Below are 19,767 nucleotides of genomic sequence, written 5' to 3' on the forward strand. Positions count from 1 at the left end.
AGTGCCGAGTTCCAAAATGCTCTTATTTCTAGAATAAACAATTAATGCCTGTTAGACATTGGGCATTGGGCATCGGGCATTGTGCCAGAGGATGTCAAATCATAGTTCTTTCTTCTGCATAAATTAACTAAATAAGCCTTACAGAGGGATTAATCCCCTCTATAAGGTCATATAAATCCTCCTCTGATGAAGTAGTTGTAGCGTCCCTTAAGGGGAAGGTTAATGCCTCCCCCTTAGTTAGGCTTACTACACGGAGGCTGACTAATGCTTATGAGTTACCTTGCTGGAGAAAGAACTAAAATCGTTTTGAGGAGTTTTGTATTGATCGCAGCGTCACAAGTAACGCCGCGATCATCGCAAAACTACAAACGACCGATGTTAGTCAGTCCTAAAACGATACCAACGCCAACAATATGACCAAAAGCCATCGCACCAACAAATGTTGGAATACTAATTGGCAGGATGGGGAACTTGGGGCCAACTAGGGGTTTTTCGATCCTAGTACTTAGTAAAACCATTACTAAGCTACTGATGCTGATGATGATGCCTACTGTAGGATTCCACGCAGGTGTGGCGGGAACAGTTGCAGCTGCTGCTAGTAAAATAGAGGAAATCAAGCTTTTGTCTCCTAAAATGTAGACCTACAAAATTATAAAATTACCAAGGTACAAAAGTTTTTCGGATAGTTTAGACTTTTTTGCTAATTATTTTAGATTTGTTATATTTTCATGCGCGTTAAAATTTGCGGCATTACTCAACCACAGCAATCTATAGCGATCGCTTCTCTGGGCGCAACAGCGCTAGGATTTATTTGTGTACCAAACTCCCCTCGCTACGTGACTACATCCCAAATTCGGGCAGCAGTGGCAGAACTGCCGACAGATATTGACACAATTGGAGTTTTTGCCAACGCTAGTATTCTTGAAATCAGCCAGATAGTTGTTGATTCTGGGTTGACGGGAGTTCAGTTACACGGAGATGAGTTACCAGATTTTTGCTACCAATTACGTCAAGCTTTACCAAATGTCGAAATTATTAAAGCGCTTAGAATTCGCAGTCTTGAGCATCTGGACACGGCGGCTGATTACACAAAATATGTAGATACTTTACTACTGGATGCCTACCATCCCGAACAACTTGGTGGTACAGGTAAAACCTTAGATTGGAAAATATTAGAACAATTTAACCCCAATTGTCCTTGGTTTTTAGCTGGGGGATTAACAGCGGATAATATTCTGGAAGCTTTAAGTCAGGTTAGTCCTAGTGGCGTTGATTTATCTAGTGGTGTAGAACGCGCACCTGGAGATAAGGATTTAGATAAAGTAAGCAAGTTGTTTGAGAAATTAGGGAGATGAGGGAGCAGGGGGAAGAGGAGCAGGGGGAGCGGGAGGAGAATTCGTAACTCCTAACTCTTCACTCCTCATTCAGCACGGGCTAAACCTTAGCTATCCGCTAACGGAACTGTTTTGCCCATTCCCCATTTCCCATTCCCCATTCCCCATTCCCTAAAAGAATGCTGGTTGATGGCGAATCAAGTTAAAAAATTCTTCGCGGGTTTTATGCTCTTCTTGGAACACGCCAACCATTGCGCTAGTGACAGTCCAAGAACCTGGTTTTTGTACGCCTCGCATCACCATACACATGTGGCTAGCTTCCATCACAACGGCTACGCCTCGAGGTTCTAGAATGGTCTGAATTGCTTCGGCAATTTGGCGGGTTAACCTCTCCTGGACTTGCAAGCGACGGGAATACATCTCAACAATGCGGGCCAGTTTGCTCAGTCCTACAACTTTTTGGTTGGGGATATAAGCAACGTGCGCTCTACCCATAAATGGCAGCATGTGGTGTTCGCACAGACTAAAAAAATTAATATCTCGGACTAGTACCATCTCGTTATGCCCTTCATCAAAGATGGCATCGTTAACGAGTTCTTCAAGGGATTGGTTGTAGCCACTGGTAAGAAACCGCATTGCTTCGGCCACTCGCTTTGGTGTTTTGAGGAGTCCTTCGCGTTCAGGATCTTCGCCAACGCCCAATATTATTTTCCGCACTGCATCCTTCATTTCCTCTATCTGTTCCTCTTTTGGCGGGAACACATCAGCTTGTCGCCCGTTATTCGTATTGCGATCGGGTCTAGGAGTTATGGCTTCTGCCAAGTCGGGAATCAGAGGCGATTGAGAGTAATTGGAACCGTTGGAACTAGCGATAGTCATGATTCAGTCTTGGTTATGGTTTGAAAGTTGGTCATTAGTCATTAGTCATTAGTACATTGGTCATTTGCAAAGGACTGATGACAAAGGATAAATTAAAGTGCGCCAGCACTGGGCATCAGGGTCAATTCGTCAATAACTGCCTGTTGTGGTAACAGAACTGTGTGGAGAATTGACTGAGCCACTATCTCCGGGGTTAACATCTTAGAACGGTCTAAGTTGACATGGACTGTTTCTGTGTCCCAAAGTTCGGTATTGACTGCGCCAGGAGAGATAGCTGTGACACGAATGCCGTGGGTGCGTTCTTCTTGTGCCAGGGTTTGAGAGAGGGCAATCAAACCAGCTTTGCTGACGCTGTATGCTCCCCAACCGGGAAACGGTTGCTTGGCGGCAATTGAAGCGACGTTGATAATTGTGCCTGTGCCCCGATCGCGCATTGAAGGTAAAATTCCTAAAATGCACTGAAACACGCTGGTAAGATTCAAGTCAATTACCTGCTGCCATCCTTCTAGGGGAGTTTCGCTCAAAGTGGCTGTATAGGCAATGCCCGCACTGTTTACCAGAATGTCTATATCACCAAAGTCTTGGGCGATCGCTTGGATTTTTTCTTTTACTTCAAAGATCCGCGCTAAATCTACAGCGTAAGCTTTCGCTTCCACCCCAGTATGCTGTACAGCTTCTGCCACCGCCTCTAATTTATTCAAAGAACGGCTGACTAAGGCGACATCTATTCCGGCTTTGGCAAAGGCTAAAGCCGTTGCTTTCCCAATTCCACTACTGGCCCCAGTAATCAGGGCGCGTCGTTTTTGCTCAACATTCATGATGTCTCCCAATTTTTTGGCAGTTCCCAAAGCCTAGTACCACCCAATTATTCACATTGATCGGTTTAGATAGATTAAAGGAATCTAAAAATCTGATGATTTCTATTAAGCAACTGCTATGATGCAGTGCAATAGTGGGCATATTGTGGGTTTTATCAGTGAAGACAACAAATCGTCGCCCGGAAAACCACGCCGTACACTCAAATTAGATTACTCAATAACACAAAAGCTACTCAATTTGATTGAGTAGATTTGCCAAACATACAAATGCCTATGGCCAGATTGTTAAAAATCTTTAAGCACATAGGCAATTATAGCATTGCTGCTTTACTAATCCATCATTAGGCAGTGGTTTTAGTGGGCAACTTCTGTAAAAACACCAATTTTACGGAATTTTTCATAACGTAGTTGTCGGCGTTCTGGAGCGGTTAAATGGTTAAGTTCGTCCAAATTTTCTAGCAGCACTTGCTTGAGCGTGGTAGCAGCTTTTAAAGGATCGGAATGAGCGCCACCAGTGGGTTCAGGCAGTATTTGGTCGATAATTCCCAATCTTTTGAGGTCGTGGGAAATAATTTTCAGCGCAACGGCGGCTTGAGGAGCTTTACCAGCATCTTTCCACAAAATGGCGGCACAGGCTTCGGGGGTGGCGACGGTATAAACGGAGTGTTCAAACATGAGCAGGCGATCGCCTACACCAATACCAAGTGCGCCACCAGAACCACCTTCACCAATAACTGTGCAGATAATTGGCACATCTAAGCAAAACATTTCCCGCAAGTTGTAAGCGATCGCTTCTCCTTGACCTTGATGTTCTGCTTCCACTCCAGACCAAGCCCCTGGTGTGTCGATAAAAGTTAGTATGGGCATACTAAACTTGTTAGCGTGTTCCATCAACCGCATAGCTTTGCGGTAGCCGCCAGGATAAGGCATTCCAAAGTTACGGGCAATATTGTCTTTGGTATCACGACCTTTTTGATGACCTAACATCACCACAGGTTGCCCACTCAGACGACCGACACCACCAACTAAAGCCGGATCGTCACCACCACAGCGATCGCCATGCAATTCCATCCATTCATCACTAATAGCCTGAATGTAATCGAGAGTACTGGGACGACGCGGATGACGAGCGACTTGCAATCGCTGGGAAGGCGATAGACTAGTAAAAATTTCCTCACGTAGTTGCATGGCGCGTGCTTCTAGTTGACGAATTTGACCAGAAACATCAACGCCATTTTCTTCTGCAAGTTGCCGAATTTGATCGATTCGGGTTGCAAGTTCTGCTAGGGGCTTTTCAAAATCTAACAGTAGCGGTTTACGCTCGGTAGTTGCCATCGTAGGGTTTATCAATTACGAGTTATAAGTTATCTATCTTTTGTCCTTTGTCCTTTGTCCTTTGTCCTTTGTCCTTTGCAAATAACAAATGACCAATGACTAATGACCAAGGACAAATGACTAAACCAACAACGGTCTAAATCCATGTTTTACTGACACCCGGCCAATCTGCTCCATTTTATCTACGGTAATCTGATTCCGTCCCCACGAAAAGTTCGTGTATAACTTCTCAAATTCCAGCAGCATTGATTCGGCAAAACAGGCAAACAACTGACGGGCTGGCACGTCCATATTGACTATTTTCATAATTTTCCAGTCAATATCCAGGGAATGCTCTACAATCCCACCATTTAACACGTGTACGCCAGGATATTGAATTTTTGTCGCTAAGTTTTTAGGATAGCCACCATCAATCAACAAACAGGGTTGTTTCAAAGTGGTAGGGTCAATTTCCACGCCTCTGGGCATACTAGCAACCCAAACTACAACATCGGCTTGGGGTAGTGCTTCTGTCAAACCCATGATTTTCCCCCGCCCCAGTTCGCCTTGCAACTCTTTGAGACGTTCTTGATCGCGGGCGATTAGCAGGAGTTCTTGGACATCTGTTCTCGCATCTAGCCAGCGTGTAACGGCACTACCAATATCCCCAGTTGCTCCACATACCGCAACAGTCGCGTTTGATAGATTAATTCCCAGTTGTTTGGATGCTTCTTCCACCTGCTTACAAATAATGTAGGCAGTATGCGTGTTTCCTGTGGTGAAGCGTTCAAACTCTAGTTTGATATTGCGGACTTGGCTAAACTGCTCTAACTTAAAGTTTTCAAAAATAATCGAGGAAAATCCGCCTAAAGCTGTGATGTTAATGCCGTGCTTCTGTGCATGGGCCATAGCGTTGAGGATTTTCCGTGTTGCGGCTTTGATGCGGCGACTAGCTAGCATTTCCGGCAAAAAGCAAGATTCTACATACCGTCCTTCAATTTGTTGCCCAGTAACACTGGTGACAATAATAGTATCGACAATTTGCGGCGGGGCGCTGCACCAAAAGTCTAGCCCTTGATCGGCATATTCTGGGTATCCCAATTCTTGGGCTACCGCTTGAGCGTGTTCTAAACTAGTCAGATGTCCAATTAGACCAAACATGTAGTGATTATTAGGCTTATGCTGTCTTGAGGGGGGGAATTTAGGAGAGTTAGGAGGAGTTGTGGGTTAGGAGTTCTGAGTTCTGAATAACTACTCAGCACTCAGCACTCGTTACTCAGCACTTTTTTAAGCACCTATGAGTCCGTAGGCTGACAAGCGCATAATATCGCGAGTCGTAAAACCAATGTTACTCAATGCTTCACCATACTGAATCATGAAGTCTTCTACCAAAGCATCTTTTTCCATTGCCATTGTGTGGGCATCACCTTCTACTTGGTTGAGCATTTTCCAGACGATGGGTAGGTTCTGGCGATTTGCAAGTTCAAGTTCAGCTTTGGATTCTGCAAAGTGTTCTTTCAACCAAACTTCTCCAAAATTGAGGTGGCTGTATTCTTCTTTAACTACTCCTTCAGTAATTTTACGGGCAAAATCGTCGGCAACGGGGATGTAAATGTTATATGCTGCGATCGCAAAACATTCAATAATTAAAGACTGAATCAACAGACAAGTAACCACTTTCCCTTCTGCGGCAGCTGTTTGAAAATTTTGGTGTAGGCCGGAGAAAAACTCTTTGGCAAATTGCAAATCTGGGGTAACAGCCAAATTGCGCCCACAAGCTTCAAATCCTTTCTTGTGGCGGCTTTCCATCTTGGATAGGCGAATCAATTCATCATGAGATTCTGGCAGCAGTTGGGCTAGTGTGATGTAATTTTCATGGGCTTCTTGTTCCCCTTCAATCACGATCGCATTAATCCGGCTATAAGCATCTTTGTATGTTTCGCTCTTGAAATCTAATTCTTTAAATTGGTCTGTAAGCTGCTGCATGGTTATGTTTACTCCCGTAAAACTGAATTATTTGACACCAGGATTCGATTTACCCTATGAACTGAGGGTAACAATCACTGTGGTTTAATTTAACTTAACAAGTAGACTATGTTTATAGATTAATGGTTGCTGGGGGCAATGCTCTAGTACTAGCGAAATAAATGCTTTGCGGCTCAAGTTATGTCTAAACCAAACCCGAATCTGAAATCTGGTGATTTTTTGAGCCTAGTAGTCTTACTGCTAGGGGCATTTATCGTTTTACTACCGCTATTTGTGGTTTTTCTCACCTCCTTTGCATCGACAGCCGCCAGCCCAGAAAATTTGTCTAAAAATAACTGGTCTTTAGCTAATTACCGCGTTGCATGGCAACAGGGAAAATTTTTGCTGGCGTTTGCTAATTCTACCTTGGTAGCGATCGCTGTGACGGCGTTTCAGATTGTCACTTCTGCTTTGGCTGGTTACGCCTTAGCACGGCTGAAGTTTCGGGGACGGCAAGCACTGCTATTGGTTGTTTTAGCAACTTTGGTAATTCCTTTTCAGTTATTGGTGATTCCCATCTTTTTGGTTTTGAAGTGGGGACACCTGATAAATACATACTGGGCGCTCATTTTACCCACTGCTGTCAATGGGTTTGGGATTTTCTTATTACGTCAGTATTTCCAGACAATTCCTGTGGAATTAGAAGAAGCCGCAGCCATCGATGGGGCAACCAGACTACAAATATTGTGGCGGGTAATGTTACCTTTAGCCCGTCCGGCCTTGGTGACGCTGTTTTTGTTCACTTTCATTGGCGAATGGAATGATTTGTTTAAACCTCTGGTATTTACAACCCGTCCCGAATTAAGAACAGTGCAACTGGCGTTGGCTGAATTTCAAGAACAATTTACGAATAATTGGCCTTTGATGATGGCGGCGGTGACAATAGCGACAGTTCCAGTGATGGTATTATTTTTCATCGGTCAGCGTCAGTTTATTCAAGGTATTGCTGCAACGGGAATTAAGAATTAGCAAAGGAAACTATCTGAATTTTAGATTTTGGTGAAGCGCGAGATAAGTAAAATATTAATTTTTATGATGCTATGCATAATTGTTCCGGGCCCAGCTGAAGCAGAATTATACGCATTCTGTAGGAAATGGAAACAGTCATGAATTCTGAAACATTACAACAGTTACAAGCCGAAATTGAGCAAAAACTGCTTGAAAGTGTTAATAATGCTGATTTATACAGTGTGCTTGAGAAGTACGGTGTATTAGATGATAGAGCTTTAATCGTTCAATGGCAGTGTAATCTTGACCCAAATAAAATCAAATCTGGTGATGCAGCTAATATACAGCAAATAAATGAATTGTTGCCAGCAACTCCAAAACAGGAAATTGTGCTGATGGAAAAATCATGGTGTATTCCTTGCCCTTCAACTGGCAGTCCTCTAGGTTGTAACTGCTAAATAATTTAGTTTTTACACTGTAAAAAGTTTATTCTAGTGAGTATAAAAATACTGAACTTTGCATTTACTAGTTAGGGTACAGAGATAATTTCAAGTATCACCATAAGTTAGTGAGCAAGGACAAATAAAATTATCTTACGCAATGTAAGATGATTAATTAGATAGGCTCGTAGTCAGGGCTGAATCCCTTATTACAAACCTTTAATTGTTCACACTCACTTAACTTATTTAACTAGCAAAGAGCAGTATTCTAATATACTCTTATTTTTTGGGTGCAAGTTTGTCATGTCTCGATACCGAAGTAGTTGGTACTGGGAGTTAGGGATAGTGAGTACATTAGCAATTGCTGGAGTACTCACTTTCTTTGAGAGTTTTGTCTTAGCCCAAATACAAAAAGATGGCACACTTGAATCTGAAAGTTCAATCATTACACCAAAGCTAATCGATGGTCAGCTTATAGACCAGATTGATGGTGGGGCAGTTCGTGGTACGAACTTGTTCCACAGCTTTGAACAATTTTCTGTCTCTCCGGAAAGGACAGCCTACTTTAACAATGCAATAGATATTCAGAACATTATCAGTCGGGTGACAGGTAACTCGATTTCTAAGATAGATGGGATTCTGAAAGCTAACGGCACGGCGAACCTGTTTCTGATTAACCCTAACGGCATTATTTTTGGGCCCAATGCTTCTTTAAATATTGGCGGTTCATTTGTGGCAAGTACGGCGAGTAGCTTGAACTTTGCTGATGGTACAAAGTTTAGTGCTACATCTCCTCAAACTACACCTCTACTGACACTAAGCGTTCCTATTGGCTTACAATTTGGAGCAACTGCGGCTCCCATCCGCAATCAATCCCAAGCCAAACCAGATGGCGCAGTTAATATCTTTAGGCAAGGTGTTGGTCTACAGGTGCAGCAAGGCAAAACTTTGGCACTTATAGGCGGTGATATAACGTTAGAGGGGGGAAGTATAACTGCAAAAGACGGAAGAGTTGAGTTAGGAAGCGTCGCTGGTAATAGTCTGGTCAGTTTAAGCCCAACCAACCAAGGTTGGGTTTTGGGATATGAAGGTGTTCAAAATTTCCAAAATATCGAACTAATCAAGTTAAATAAAATTCCATCGATTGTAGATACTCATGGAAAGGGTAACGGTAATATCCACATACAAGGCAGGCTCATGCGGGTAGCTGGCAGTTTCCTAATTCTAGTTAATCCCTTTGGAGAGCAATCAGGAGGGGATTTGACAGTGAACGCCTCAGAGTCTGTAGTAGTTGAACAAGATGCACAACTGTTTACTCAGAGTGTATCCAACGGAAACTCTGGAAACATAAATGTCAATACTAAGAAGTTGGTGGTCAAAAGTGGAGCCCAATTGCAGGGGCAATTGACCATAAACGCTTCAGATTCCGTGGAACTAATTAGCGGCACTAACATCCCTCTCTTTCGAGATGGTAGTGATTTAATATCCAGTGGATTATTTAGTGCAACTTCTGGCGATAAAAACGCTGGCAACATCATAATTAATACTGGAAGGTTGCGTATCGAAGGAGGAGCAAGAATATCAACAAGCTCTGAGGGTATATACAGGTTTATTACTAACCAACTTACACCAGCTACAGGCAATGCAGGAAACTTGACCGTGAACGCTTCCGAGTCGGTAGAATTAATTGGAACTTCACCAAATGGTTCTAAGCTCAGTAGCTTGTTTTCTGGGACTCAAGGGCCTGGAGATGGTGGAAACTTGACCCTAACTACAGGGCAATTGATTATCAAGGATGGGGCTGCAATAAATGTGAGCAGCCAAGCTCGAAAAAATGTAATCTATATCGGAGATCCAAATAATCTAGGAAAAGCAGGCGATTTAAATATAATCGCTCGCTCCATACTTCTCGACAACAAAGGAAAACTCATATCTAATAGTGAGTCAGGTAAAGGTGGGAATATTACCCTACAGGTGCAGAACTTATTATTGATGCGCCGCGAAAGTCAAATCACCACTAACGCAGGTACAACAGGACTGGGTGGAGATGGCGGTAATATCATCATCAATGCACCTAATGGCTTCATTGTCGCTACTCCCTTGGGAAATAACGATATCACTGCCAATGCCTTTTCTGACTCCGGTGGTAAAATCACAATCACCGCTAAGAACATTTTTGGATTTGTACCACGCACTCGTGCAGATGTAGAAAAACTCGATCGAGAAGAAATCAACCCGAATAACGTGCGAACAAGTGACATCACGGCGTTTTCTCAACAAAACCCTTCATTAAATGGCACGGTACGAATCAACTCACCAGATGTTGACCCTAGTCAAGGATTAGTGGAATTGCCTGTAAATTTGGTTGATGCTTCCCAGCAAATTGTTGCTGGTTGTAATTCTGGTGGGAAAATAGCCAGAAGTTCATTTATTACAACTGGGCGTGGAGGGATAGCGCCCAATCCCACGGAGCCATTGATAGCTGATGATGCGGTGCTAGCAGATTGGATCACACTCTCTCCAGAGAGTCAGAATCATGCTGAGGGTATCCAGAAGAGAGTTGTTGTTCACAAGCAGAGAAACACAGAAGAATCACAGAAAGGTAATTCTGTCAATGAACCTACTCAAATTGTGGAAGCTCAAGGATGGGTAGTGGATGCCAATGGGAACGTGGTTTTGGTTGCTCAAGTACCCACTGCGTCGCCTCATAATTCTTCACTCATTGCTACATCTTGCGCTGGTAATTAGAATTTGAGATTCTCGTAAGTTTTGTTAGTGCGTTGGCGTAGCCCGTCGTAGATATCGCTTTTTCGCAATGACTTTTATGTAAGCAAGCGATCGCTCTCTCTCTCAACTCATCTGTCGGTGCGTTGGTGTAGCTCACCGTTCGCGTGTAGGGTCTCGTAGAGAAGGTATAGCCTCTTTGCCAGGTTGGTAGCCAGATTCATGAAGGCTTTAAGGAAATCTAGCAGAAATATATAAAGTTTTGTTACACAATGCGTAATTATAACTAGCCAAGCTGAAGTCATAATTATGCAAGTTCGCAAGAGCGTTAGAAACCTAATGCTATCGTGCCACTCTAGACTCCGTATCTTTGATTCCTTCGTTGTGAAGCTGTACTAATCGAAGTCAGGTTAATTTAGTACATCACAAAATAAGTTTACACATCTACCAGTCTGCAAGGAGAGCAAAATTCATGGAATCTCAAAACACACAACAGCTAACAGACGATATTCAAAAAGAAACTAGTCAGAACTTGAATAACTCTGAATCTAGCCGTGTAAGCGAAAATGATGGTACATCAGAAGATAATTATCATGACTTGCAAAGCAATATAGACCTTAATAAAACTGAATTGAATGACCTTAGTGGAGAGAAGGATGTCCAGAATTTCTCCGAAGGAATTCCGCCTAGAAAGAAAGAGCTAAAGAGTTGTGGTTGGTATAATGGCAAATATATTTGTCCATAGTTCTTATGAATAGCTTTTCTTTATATTTTTATTGTCTCAAATTGTTGAGAATAAAGACAATAAAGCCGTTTTGAATTGTTTGGAATACAAGTCTTTCACAGGGGTATAATATTGTTGTGCCCCTATAAAGTATTGTTTACAAAGGATAAATTCTAGAAGGTTTGGAAAAGAGCGAAAGATAAATTATCGATTTCAATCTAGTCTAGTTAATGCAACGTGAATTAGCAACGAAAAGACTTCGGATACTTTGAAATAAACAGAAGTTTTTTGGAAGTTTGAATAACCTCCCGATCTCAAATTTCTATTCTAAAATTGGAAATAAGATTAATGCAAAAATCTAACCTGATTTTTAAACCTCTCTCCACCACGAAGCAGAAGCAAGCTACCTAGAAGAGAAGCCAAATCAAATTTCATCACACTTACGTTATACAGGTACAGCATCACTGTTGTTCAGCAACTGATACTTTTTTAGAGCAGTACAATATCAAATATGAGTAATCTTTGGGTCTGGTTTAAAAGCTTAGGATTTGCAGTATGTAGTGCAATAGCTTTCTACGAAAACTCCGTTATTGCTCAACAAATTATCCCGGATAGTACTCTAACTACTAATTCTCAGGTTCAAACGCAGGGTAATATCACAATTATTGAAGGTGGAACCAGAGCAGGAAACAATCTGTTCCACAGTTTTGAGCAATTTTCCATACCTACAGGGATTACAGCTGACTTTCAAAATCCTACGGATATTCAAAATATTGTTAGCCGAGTAACAGGTAAATCTATTTCTAATATTGATGGCATCCTAAAAACCAACGGCACAGCTAACATATTTCTAATTAATCCCAACGGGATTATTTTTGGTCCCAATGCTTCTTTAAATATCGGCGGTTCATTTGTGGCGAGTACTGCAAGTAGTTTGAACTTTGCTGATGGTACAAAGTTTAGTGCCACAGATCCCCGAACCATACCTCTGCTAACAGTAAGTGTACCCATTGGTTTACAATTTGGAGCAACTGCGGCTCCAATTCGTAATCAATCTCAAGCAAAAAGTTCAGAGAGCACGATTACTAATATCCTCAATCAACCCGTTGGTCTACAGGTCAAGTTAGGCAAAACTTTGGCACTTGTAGGCGGTGATATAACGCTGGAGGGCGGAAATTTAACAGCAGCATCTGGACAAATTGAGTTAGGAAGTGTAGCTGCTAGTAGTATAGTCAATCTGAATCAAACAAACCAAGGCTGGTCTTTAGGATATCAAGATGTCCAGAATTTCCAAAATATTCGATTAATCCAGCGAACTATTGACGGTTCGGAAATTCCATCTACTGTAGATGCCAGTGGCAACGGTGGTGGCGGCAATATCCAGTTACAGAGTAGGACAGTGGAACTAGCTGGCAATCTTGTAGTTTTGACAACTCAGACTACGGGTGCGGAAAAAGGTGGAGACTTAACGATTAATACTAAGAAATTAGTTGTTAGGGATGGTGCACAAGTATTCACTAGTACTACAGGCAAGGGGAATGGAGGAAATTTGACCGTGAATGCCTACGAGTCAGTAGAGGTGATTGGTAGCGGTCGCTATCCAAATACTGATTGGGCTCAACCTAGTCTACTATCTACTTCAACTGGCACAGATGGAAAGGCAGGTGATATGACGATCAACACTCAGAGGTTGCGTATTCAAGATGGTGCAAAAGTAACAACAGAATCAAATGGTATATTCCAGCTGGGGCAGGAGGGCTTTCAATTAGTAGCAGCGAAAGGAAATGGCGGAAATTTGACAGTGAATGCCTCTGAGTCCGTAGACCTAATTGGAACCTTGGAATCTGGTAGTCCCAGTAGCTTAATTGCTTTGACTAACGGTTCCGGAGATGCCGGGAAAATAACAATCACCACAGGAAAATTGATAGTTCAAAACCAGGCTGTAATAGCTGTGAACAGTGAATTTTCTACATTTACCTACTTAGGGGCTTTACCCAATTTAGGTCAAGCAGGCGAACTTAATATAACTGCTCACTCCATCCTCCTTGACGAAGGAACACTCACATCTAATAGTGAGTCAGGTCGGGGTGGTGATATTTCGCTACAGGTGCGGGACTTATTACTAATGCGGCGCAATAGTCAAATATCTACTAATGCAGGGGGTGATAAAACTGGTGGTAATATCACCATCAAAGCATCTAATGGTTTCCTCGTCGCCACTCCCTTCGGAAACAATGATATCACCGCCAACGGCTTCTCTGGCTCTGGTGGTAAAATCACAATCACCGCTAAGAACATCTTTGGTTTTGTGCGGCGCACAGGTGCAGATGTAGACAGGCTTGATCCAACAGGCGAAAGAAACCCGAATAACCTGCGAACAAGTGACATCACCGCATTTTCTCGACAAGACCCTACATTAAATGGCACTGTCCAAATCAACTCACCGGATGCTGACCCCAGCAAAGGATTAGTGGAACTACCCGTAAATCTGGTTGATGCTTCTGAGCAAATTGCTGCTGGTTGTAATTCTGGTGCAAAAATAGGAAGGAGTTCATTTATTGCTACTGGACGTGGAGGATTAGTAGCCGATCCCACGCAGCCATTGATAGCTGATGATGCAGTGCTGGCAGATTGGATCACACTAGAGCCAGAGAGTAAAAATAGTGCTGCTGGTATTCAGAAAAGAGCGGTTCTTCAGGCGCAGCAAAACATAGAAGAAAAATCACAGAAAGTTAATTCTGTCAATGAACCTACTCAAATTGTAGAAGCCCAAGGATGGGTAATGGATGCCGATGGTAATGTGGTTTTGGTTGCTCAAGTACCCACTGCGTCGCCTCATAATTCGTCACTCACGGCTACATCTTGCGCTGCTCGTTAGACTTTGAGACAAGTTAAACAGTCTCTGAATTAAGGTTCAATTTCTGTAACTTGGCAGTAATCACGATCGCAATTACTGCCCATAAGTTCGCCTATTACCTATTCCCTAACTCGTCTCCTGAATTTGCAAACGAACAGTGTGTTCAGTTGCACCACTAAGTTGCAATTCCATAATTTCACCACCCAGAGGTTCCAAGCAAGTGAGGAGCGATCGCAAGTTGGGTGTACTTGCACCAGTATCTACATACAATCTATCTGCCAAATTGCCGATTCGTTTCCACGTCATGTAGAGTTTAGCGATCGTTTGTTCAATCTGCGATGCTTGATTGACCAAATCAGCAGCTATGCTCAAACAGCCGACTCTTTGCGCTTCTTCTAAGGCTGTTTCAATATCAACATTTTCCTGCGTCAGCGCTTGGACTTGAGCCGCCCCTTTGAGATATTTGGCCAAGTTACGCGCTTCGCTAGTTACCTGTTTCAGGGTATCCACATCAGGATTGGCAGCAATTTCTTTCTGGATAAACTTTTGGTGCGATTCTGGCAGTTTTTCCATTTCCTTCACCAATGGGGCGATGTAGCGCGGCGGAAGGGTGTTATCTGCGGCTTTTTCCTTGACTGATTCAGGTAATAAATCTGAGGACATGGCTGTCCATTCATCGCTGAGTTGACGCACTTCGCGCCTAGTGATGCGATCGCCTTTTTGGGCGGCTTCACTCACCATCTGTTGCACTTCTGGCGATGCTTTGGAGGTTTCAACAAATGCCCGTTTACTGAAGTTATTTACAGAACCGGGGTCGAGTTTACCGTCTTCAATGAGAGTATCGGCACTATTGGCCAGTTGAATCCATGAGTATGCTTGACTTTTGCTGATTTCCCGCTCTTTTAGCCATCGCAGAAAGCCAGTACCGCGCCCATCACCACCCACTTTTTCTCTGTCGCGGATCGCCCGTAAAATTCGCCCCCGCCAGATTTCAGTTTGCAAATCAAAGCGATCGCATACCTGCCAAGCTATTTCGAGTTGCTGTTGAAAATCTGATTCTAGAATCTGTTCATCTTCTGGATCGGGCAGTTCAAAGCTGATATCTGCTGGCTGTAGTAAAGCAGCAGCAAGGTCGTTGATGGAGTCGGTGTCTTGCACGATTGATGATAACTAGTGGATGCGATCGGCTTATTATGCCACAATCTGTGGACTATCACTTAAGGGGGAGTACGGTATTTTGAATTACTACACATATAGTAGGAAGGGGTAAACCACCCCAGTAAGGTATTTAATTGATCAGAGAGAATAAAAATAAAACGATGAACCAGGTAGACTACCTCCGCATTAGTTTAATCGATCGCTGTAATTTTCGTTGTCAATACTGTATGCCAGAGGGAGTAGAACTGGATTATATTCTCAAGCAACAGCTATTAACTAATGAGGAGTTACTCACCTTAATTAAAGAGGTATTTATTCCAGTAGGCTTTAATCGGTTTCGTTTGACAGGGGGTGAACCCTTATTGCGTCCACGTGTGGTGGATTTGGTCAGTGCGATCGCAACTTTACCCCAAACTCAAGACCTCTCTATGACCACCAACGGGTTTTTGCTGGCTCCGATGGCACAAAACCTCTACAATGCTGGTTTGCGACGAATTAATATCAGTCTAGACTCTCTTCATCCTGACACTTTTAACCAAATTATCGGTAATCAGGGGCGTTCTCGTTGGCAACAAGTTTGGCAGGGCATTCAAGCTGCCCATCACGTCGGATTCGACCCACTGAAGCTGAATGTGGTAGTGATTCCTGGCGTTAATGACCACGAAATTCTAGATTTAGCTGCCCTGACAATTGATAAACAGTGGCACGTTCGATTTATTGAGTTCATGCCTATTGGTAATGTGGATTTGTTTGGTGTTCGCGGTTGGGTATCTTCAGCCGATTTACGGCAACAAATCCGCGATCGCTGGGGCTTGACAGAATCTCAAGTTCGTGGGGCTGGCCCTGCTGATGTTTTTCAAATTCCTGGTGCGAAGGGGACACTAGGATTTATTAGTCAGATGTCAGAATGTTTTTGCGATCGCTGTAACCGGATGCGCCTGAGTGCTGATGGCTGGCTGCGTCCGTGTTTATTGAATGAAACTGGTCAAATAGATTTAAAAACTGCTCTGCGTTCTGGCAGTAGCACCACTCAATTACAAGAGCAGGTGAGGCATTTGCTTGGAATGAAGCCAGAAATTAACTTTAAAGGGCGCGATTCTGGAATTGTCGGTACATATACTCGCACTATGTCACAAATTGGTGGTTAGTCATTGGTCATTTGTCCTTTGCAAATAACTAGGGACAAATGACTAAGGACAAATGACGATTACGCTTGTCGTGAGTAGTACTCAACCACAAGTAGTTCATTAACTTGTAATGCCACCCATTCCCGTTCAATAACGCTGTTGACTTTACCAACCAACTTATTTTTGTCAAACTCCAAATGACTGGGAAGGTTTGCCAAACCGGGATATTGCAAGTTAGCTTCCACCAATTTGCGTGATTGTGCCCGATCCCTGACTGCAATTGTTTCACCAGGACGGCATTGGTAGCTGGCAATATTCACCACACGACCGTTAACAGTTACGTGACCGTGATTCACCAGTTGGCGAGCCGCTGGGATAGTCGGGGCTATACCCAAGCGGAAAACGGTATTATCCAAACGCATTTCTAGCAATTGCAGCAACACTTGTCCGGTAGAACCAGTAACACGTCTAGCTTTCCGCACATAGCGAAGCAATTGCTTTTCAGTCAAACCGTAATTGAAGCGGAGTTTTTGCTTTTCCTCTAGACGGATAGCATACTCAGAGCGCTTCTTACGGTTCTGACCATGCTGACCAGGTGGGTAAGCGCGTCTAGCGCTTTTACGAGTCAATCCTGGTAAATCGCCCAAGCGGCGTACAATTCTGAGGCGGGGCCCTCTATATCGGGACATGAGTTTCCTTAATCTAATCCTGTTTAAACTTTACCGAAACATTCAATTTTGACACTCCCCTGATTAAGAATCAGGGGATTCTTGGTTTTTTGAAGCTGCTTACCGAGGTAAGACGTATCTCACCAAGGTAGACGCATCGATTTTGCGCCAGTTGCTTTTAATCGGTAAACCCGACAAACTAGCCTCCAAGCCTGAATTCCGACCTGTCACGCCGTACTCCTGCCCATAACTTTTTTGTGTTTATTTAGTTTCGTAGGCTACTCAATCATTAGATTGGTTTACGTAGTATTCTTAACTTTGAAATACTTTTTACGTTGCCTACTTATCTTTCAAACAGTTATATTAACACAATTTCCGCCATAATTAATTATGTCTATACCTTGCTACCGCTGAAATTCTTGAATTGCAGAGGATTTTTAAAATATTTAAGTTAGCATAACTTTGGGTGTTTGGAGAATGGCAATGTCAATGAGCAAAAAAGTGGTTAACAGAGGGAAGAACAAACAAGCTAGTTCGACCTCCAGGAATTTAACAATACCAGTTTTGGCTATAGCTGGATGGTTGACAACGATCTTACCCAATCCAGCGATCGCTGCTTCCTACAGCAATGATTATAGTAACTGTGCAGGTCGTCTCCTAAAAGTGGGCGTAACGGCAGAAGCGGCATCACAAGCTTGTGCAGCTGCATTGCGTCCAACTGATTTGGCTGCTTGCGTGGTTAAAATTGATAAGGAAACCCAAATTGCTGCGACAGATGCACTTTCTTCTTGTGGGAAGGCCCGGCGACCTGAAGAGTTAGCTACCTGTGTAGTCGGTGTCAGTTTAAGTACTAAGGAAGAAGCTAATCCGGCAGTTTTAAATTACTGTGGACGTAGTTTGTTACCTGTGCGTTTTGGGCAGTGTGTGGTTGGCTTGCGTAGTCAAATCGATGTTCCTCCTGCTCAAGTCTTAGATACTTGTATTAGTGCTGATGATAGTGTTATCGGTGCTTCATCTTCAACACCACCAACCATCATTCCTGCGGGATCAAGTATCGAGACCGTTCCATTTCCAACGCAACAGACTGTTCCAGCACAACCTACTATTCCAACGCAACCCGGCGCTAATTAAATACAGTGCTTTGTAATTGCTGAGAATATAGGTTAATGAGTAAGGTGGGCATTAAAACGCCCATCTTATGAGTCTGTCCAGTTTAAATTTATAGGTAAGCAAGTTCGTAGAGGACTTACACAAAAAAATAGTCCAAACCTATATTTTCTGGTAGACGCAAATCATGTAGACGCAAAGCTTAGTCTACGAGTTCTCCAACAGAGTACTTGTAGGGTATTGCCCCTACTGCGTGTAGTTTTGAGTAAGTCCTATTGGAGTCAAAACTAGCTTGATTGAAGCAACAATATCTATATAATAAAATCCGTCATAATTGCTTTACGCTTGCAAATTATGCAAACTAAATACTTACAATACAAAAGTCACAAGCAGTTTTGTGACTTTTATACTATTGGTACAGTATGACAATGTAAATAGACCAATCATCCCCCTACTTTTAAGTAAGGGACAAAAGCGGTGAAAAGCTTATAAAGTAAGCTTTTTGAGTTTTGCGTAGTGCTACTAGTCTTCTTTTTCACCAAAAACCGTCTGTAAGACCACTGCAATACCACCGTCTTGATGATATTTATCTGCCCAAGCACGGATAACTTCATCCAATTCTTCCATAGCTTGCTCCATTTTTTCTGGGAGAATATCAAGTTCTTCTAATAAGCGCATGGCATTTCGTCGCCGTTCTGCCCAATTTTTCATCATGCGGAAATACCGAGCGGTATCTTCTACCATGATGTAAGTGCGTTCTTGATCGTCTGCTGGGGCGTAAAAAGGACGAGTAAGTGCGTAGAAGGGCATTCCCCAAGGAGAATCTATGCGTGTTACTGTGCCTGAGTAGAGTAGACGACGCTTGATATGCTCACCCAAAGCTTCACTCAAAGGCATTTGGTGTTCGGTTGGCAAGTCTTCTTGCGATCGCCTGTGCAAAAACTCAATCAAATCCAGAAACTCAAAAGAGCTAACTAACTGGGCATCTGGTAAATTACTTGGCAGTTTTTGCTCAATTTGTCTTTTTTCTTCACTTGTCAGACTTGTACCAGGTACGCGCGATCGCCCCGGTTGCCAAGGATACTTTTCTAGCCAGACGTAAGGCAATTGAATCAAATAGCGAGGTTCTTGAGAACCCAACATTTTTAACAGTTTGCCTTCTGTTAGCGCCTGTCTGACTTCTTCTACAATAATTTTTACTCGTTTCGGCTCTAAGTGGTGCAGATGCCCTGTCATCCGCAGGTTTTGTCCCTGCTCTAGATAGGTCATGTAAATTGCACACTTTGCTGCTGTTGCGGCTGCGTCTAAAAATGCCCCATGCCTGTGCCCACTCGTCCGCATGGCACTAAAAGCCAGATAAAGCATGATCTGATCCATCGCACTGGGGTCAAGACGTTTGATCAGATCTATGTCGTTACTCATATTACAGACAATTGAATAGCACGTTTACAGAGTTTTTAATCGATTGAGAATAAGGTAGTATACACCTGGCTGAAGCCGATTTTTCACTTCAGACTATATTAGTATGCGATAACCATGAAATCGGCGGTAGTGCAAACTACCATTTTCGCATATTTTCTAGTACACAGGCAGATTTAGTTGTTGTTACCATAACTGTCTCTGCATCTGACTGGAAAATTATAG

17 protein-coding genes are annotated in these 19,767 nt (G+C 43.0%); 8 read left to right on the top strand and 9 right to left on the bottom strand.

The features are described 5' to 3' along the window. Positions 1 to 362 precede the first annotated feature (362 nt). The gene (gene psaK, locus IQ274_RS20150; RefSeq protein WP_194143234.1) at positions 363 to 617 is read right to left on the bottom strand and encodes a photosystem I reaction center subunit PsaK; all 255 of its coding nucleotides are present in this window, start codon (positions 615 to 617) and stop codon (positions 363 to 365) included. Positions 618 to 728: 111 nt separating this feature from the next. Between psaK and IQ274_RS20155 the strand changes: the two genes are divergently transcribed. After that, positions 729 to 1,355, top strand: a complete 627-nt coding sequence (locus tag IQ274_RS20155; protein WP_194143235.1) for a phosphoribosylanthranilate isomerase — start codon at positions 729 to 731, stop codon at positions 1,353 to 1,355. A 150-nt stretch (positions 1,356 to 1,505) separates the two neighbouring features. Here the strand turns inward: IQ274_RS20155 and folE are convergent, their stop codons facing one another. The 5 genes from folE to IQ274_RS20180 form a co-directional block, all read right to left on the bottom strand. Next, on the bottom strand, positions 1,506 to 2,213 hold the full coding sequence (folE, locus tag IQ274_RS20160) for a GTP cyclohydrolase I FolE (RefSeq protein WP_163930364.1): 708 nt from the start codon (positions 2,211 to 2,213) through the stop codon (positions 1,506 to 1,508). 92 nt (positions 2,214 to 2,305) lie between these two features. Further along, a complete protein-coding gene (locus tag IQ274_RS20165) occupies positions 2,306 to 3,031 on the bottom strand; it encodes an SDR family oxidoreductase (RefSeq protein ID WP_194143236.1) in 726 nt (241 codons plus the stop codon). Positions 3,032 to 3,385: 354 nt separating this feature from the next. Continuing rightward, positions 3,386 to 4,366, bottom strand: coding sequence for an acetyl-CoA carboxylase carboxyltransferase subunit alpha (locus IQ274_RS20170; RefSeq protein WP_114080903.1), 981 nt, complete (start codon positions 4,364 to 4,366; stop codon positions 3,386 to 3,388). 120 nt (positions 4,367 to 4,486) lie between these two features. Continuing rightward, a complete protein-coding gene (locus IQ274_RS20175) occupies positions 4,487 to 5,506 on the bottom strand; it encodes a long-chain acyl-[acyl-carrier-protein] reductase (RefSeq protein ID WP_114080902.1) in 1,020 nt (339 codons plus the stop codon). A 126-nt stretch (positions 5,507 to 5,632) separates the two neighbouring features. Further along, the gene (locus tag IQ274_RS20180) at positions 5,633 to 6,331 is read right to left on the bottom strand and encodes an aldehyde oxygenase (deformylating) (protein WP_163930369.1); all 699 of its coding nucleotides are present in this window, start codon (positions 6,329 to 6,331) and stop codon (positions 5,633 to 5,635) included. A gap of 180 nt (positions 6,332 to 6,511) precedes the next feature. Here IQ274_RS20180 and IQ274_RS20185 point away from each other — a divergent pair, with 180 nt between their 5' ends. The 5 genes from IQ274_RS20185 (at position 6,512) to IQ274_RS20205 (ending at position 14,084) form a co-directional block, all read left to right on the top strand. Beyond that, entirely contained in the window at positions 6,512 to 7,339 is an 828-nt protein-coding gene (locus IQ274_RS20185; protein WP_185585999.1) for a carbohydrate ABC transporter permease, read from the top strand. Between the two features lie 137 nt (positions 7,340 to 7,476). After that, positions 7,477 to 7,776 carry a hypothetical protein gene (locus tag IQ274_RS20190; protein ID WP_194143237.1) on the top strand — a complete coding sequence of 100 codons (300 nt, stop codon included), beginning with the start codon at positions 7,477 to 7,479 and terminating at the stop codon, positions 7,774 to 7,776. 285 nt (positions 7,777 to 8,061) lie between these two features. Next, positions 8,062 to 10,506: a filamentous hemagglutinin N-terminal domain-containing protein gene (locus IQ274_RS20195; protein WP_194143238.1), complete on the top strand. Its 2,445-nt coding sequence runs from the start codon at positions 8,062 to 8,064 to the stop codon at positions 10,504 to 10,506. A 448-nt stretch (positions 10,507 to 10,954) separates the two neighbouring features. Then, complete coding sequence (locus tag IQ274_RS20200; protein ID WP_194143239.1) at positions 10,955 to 11,227, top strand: hypothetical protein; 273 nt, start codon at positions 10,955 to 10,957, stop codon at positions 11,225 to 11,227. Positions 11,228 to 11,717: 490 nt separating this feature from the next. Then, positions 11,718 to 14,084, top strand: coding sequence for a filamentous hemagglutinin N-terminal domain-containing protein (locus IQ274_RS20205; RefSeq protein ID WP_194143240.1), 2,367 nt, complete (start codon positions 11,718 to 11,720; stop codon positions 14,082 to 14,084). 105 nt (positions 14,085 to 14,189) lie between these two features. Here IQ274_RS20205 and IQ274_RS20210 read toward each other — a convergent pair whose 3' ends face one another. Beyond that, positions 14,190 to 15,221 carry a hypothetical protein gene (locus IQ274_RS20210; RefSeq protein WP_163930380.1) on the bottom strand — a complete coding sequence of 344 codons (1,032 nt, stop codon included), beginning with the start codon at positions 15,219 to 15,221 and terminating at the stop codon, positions 14,190 to 14,192. 161 nt (positions 15,222 to 15,382) lie between these two features. Here IQ274_RS20210 and moaA point away from each other — a divergent pair, with 161 nt between their 5' ends. Next, positions 15,383 to 16,369, top strand: coding sequence for a GTP 3',8-cyclase MoaA (gene moaA, locus IQ274_RS20215; RefSeq protein WP_194143241.1), 987 nt, complete (start codon positions 15,383 to 15,385; stop codon positions 16,367 to 16,369). Positions 16,370 to 16,428: 59 nt separating this feature from the next. On the opposite strand, the gene rpsD is transcribed toward moaA, so the two are convergent. Next, complete coding sequence (gene rpsD / locus IQ274_RS20220; RefSeq protein WP_069071263.1) at positions 16,429 to 17,037, bottom strand: 30S ribosomal protein S4; 609 nt, start codon at positions 17,035 to 17,037, stop codon at positions 16,429 to 16,431. 456 nt (positions 17,038 to 17,493) lie between these two features. Here rpsD and IQ274_RS20225 point away from each other — a divergent pair, with 456 nt between their 5' ends. After that, complete coding sequence (locus tag IQ274_RS20225) at positions 17,494 to 18,147, top strand: hypothetical protein (RefSeq protein ID WP_163930384.1); 654 nt, start codon at positions 17,494 to 17,496, stop codon at positions 18,145 to 18,147. A gap of 498 nt (positions 18,148 to 18,645) precedes the next feature. On the opposite strand, the gene hetR is transcribed toward IQ274_RS20225, so the two are convergent. After that, the gene (hetR, locus tag IQ274_RS20230; RefSeq protein ID WP_163930386.1) at positions 18,646 to 19,545 is read right to left on the bottom strand and encodes a heterocyst differentiation master regulator HetR; all 900 of its coding nucleotides are present in this window, start codon (positions 19,543 to 19,545) and stop codon (positions 18,646 to 18,648) included. Positions 19,546 to 19,767 lie beyond the last annotated feature (222 nt).

The sequence above is a fragment of the Nostoc sp. LEGE 12447 genome (genome assembly GCF_015206985.1).
Taxonomy (GTDB): Bacteria; Cyanobacteriota; Cyanobacteriia; order Cyanobacteriales; family Nostocaceae; genus Nostoc.

Excerpts from the sequence above, each read along its gene's own strand:
- IQ274_RS20155 (WP_194143235.1), top strand. The coding sequence starts at position 729 with ATGCGCGTTAAAATTTGCGGCATTACTCAACCACAGCAATCTATAGCG.
- folE (WP_163930364.1), bottom strand. The coding sequence starts at position 2,213 with ATGACTATCGCTAGTTCCAACGGTTCCAATTACTCTCAATCGCCTCTG.
- IQ274_RS20165 (WP_194143236.1), bottom strand. The coding sequence starts at position 3,031 with ATGAATGTTGAGCAAAAACGACGCGCCCTGATTACTGGGGCCAGTAGT.
- IQ274_RS20170 (WP_114080903.1), bottom strand. The coding sequence starts at position 4,366 with ATGGCAACTACCGAGCGTAAACCGCTACTGTTAGATTTTGAAAAGCCC.
- IQ274_RS20175 (WP_114080902.1), bottom strand. The coding sequence starts at position 5,506 with ATGTTTGGTCTAATTGGACATCTGACTAGTTTAGAACACGCTCAAGCG.
- IQ274_RS20180 (WP_163930369.1), bottom strand. The coding sequence starts at position 6,331 with ATGCAGCAGCTTACAGACCAATTTAAAGAATTAGATTTCAAGAGCGAA.
- IQ274_RS20185 (WP_185585999.1), top strand. The coding sequence starts at position 6,512 with ATGTCTAAACCAAACCCGAATCTGAAATCTGGTGATTTTTTGAGCCTA.
- IQ274_RS20190 (WP_194143237.1), top strand. The coding sequence starts at position 7,477 with ATGAATTCTGAAACATTACAACAGTTACAAGCCGAAATTGAGCAAAAA.
- IQ274_RS20195 (WP_194143238.1), top strand. The coding sequence starts at position 8,062 with ATGTCTCGATACCGAAGTAGTTGGTACTGGGAGTTAGGGATAGTGAGT.
- IQ274_RS20200 (WP_194143239.1), top strand. The coding sequence starts at position 10,955 with ATGGAATCTCAAAACACACAACAGCTAACAGACGATATTCAAAAAGAA.
- IQ274_RS20205 (WP_194143240.1), top strand. The coding sequence starts at position 11,718 with ATGAGTAATCTTTGGGTCTGGTTTAAAAGCTTAGGATTTGCAGTATGT.
- moaA (WP_194143241.1), top strand. The coding sequence starts at position 15,383 with ATGAACCAGGTAGACTACCTCCGCATTAGTTTAATCGATCGCTGTAAT.
- rpsD (WP_069071263.1), bottom strand. The coding sequence starts at position 17,037 with ATGTCCCGATATAGAGGGCCCCGCCTCAGAATTGTACGCCGCTTGGGC.
- IQ274_RS20225 (WP_163930384.1), top strand. The coding sequence starts at position 17,494 with ATGGCAATGTCAATGAGCAAAAAAGTGGTTAACAGAGGGAAGAACAAA.
- hetR (WP_163930386.1), bottom strand. The coding sequence starts at position 19,545 with ATGAGTAACGACATAGATCTGATCAAACGTCTTGACCCCAGTGCGATG.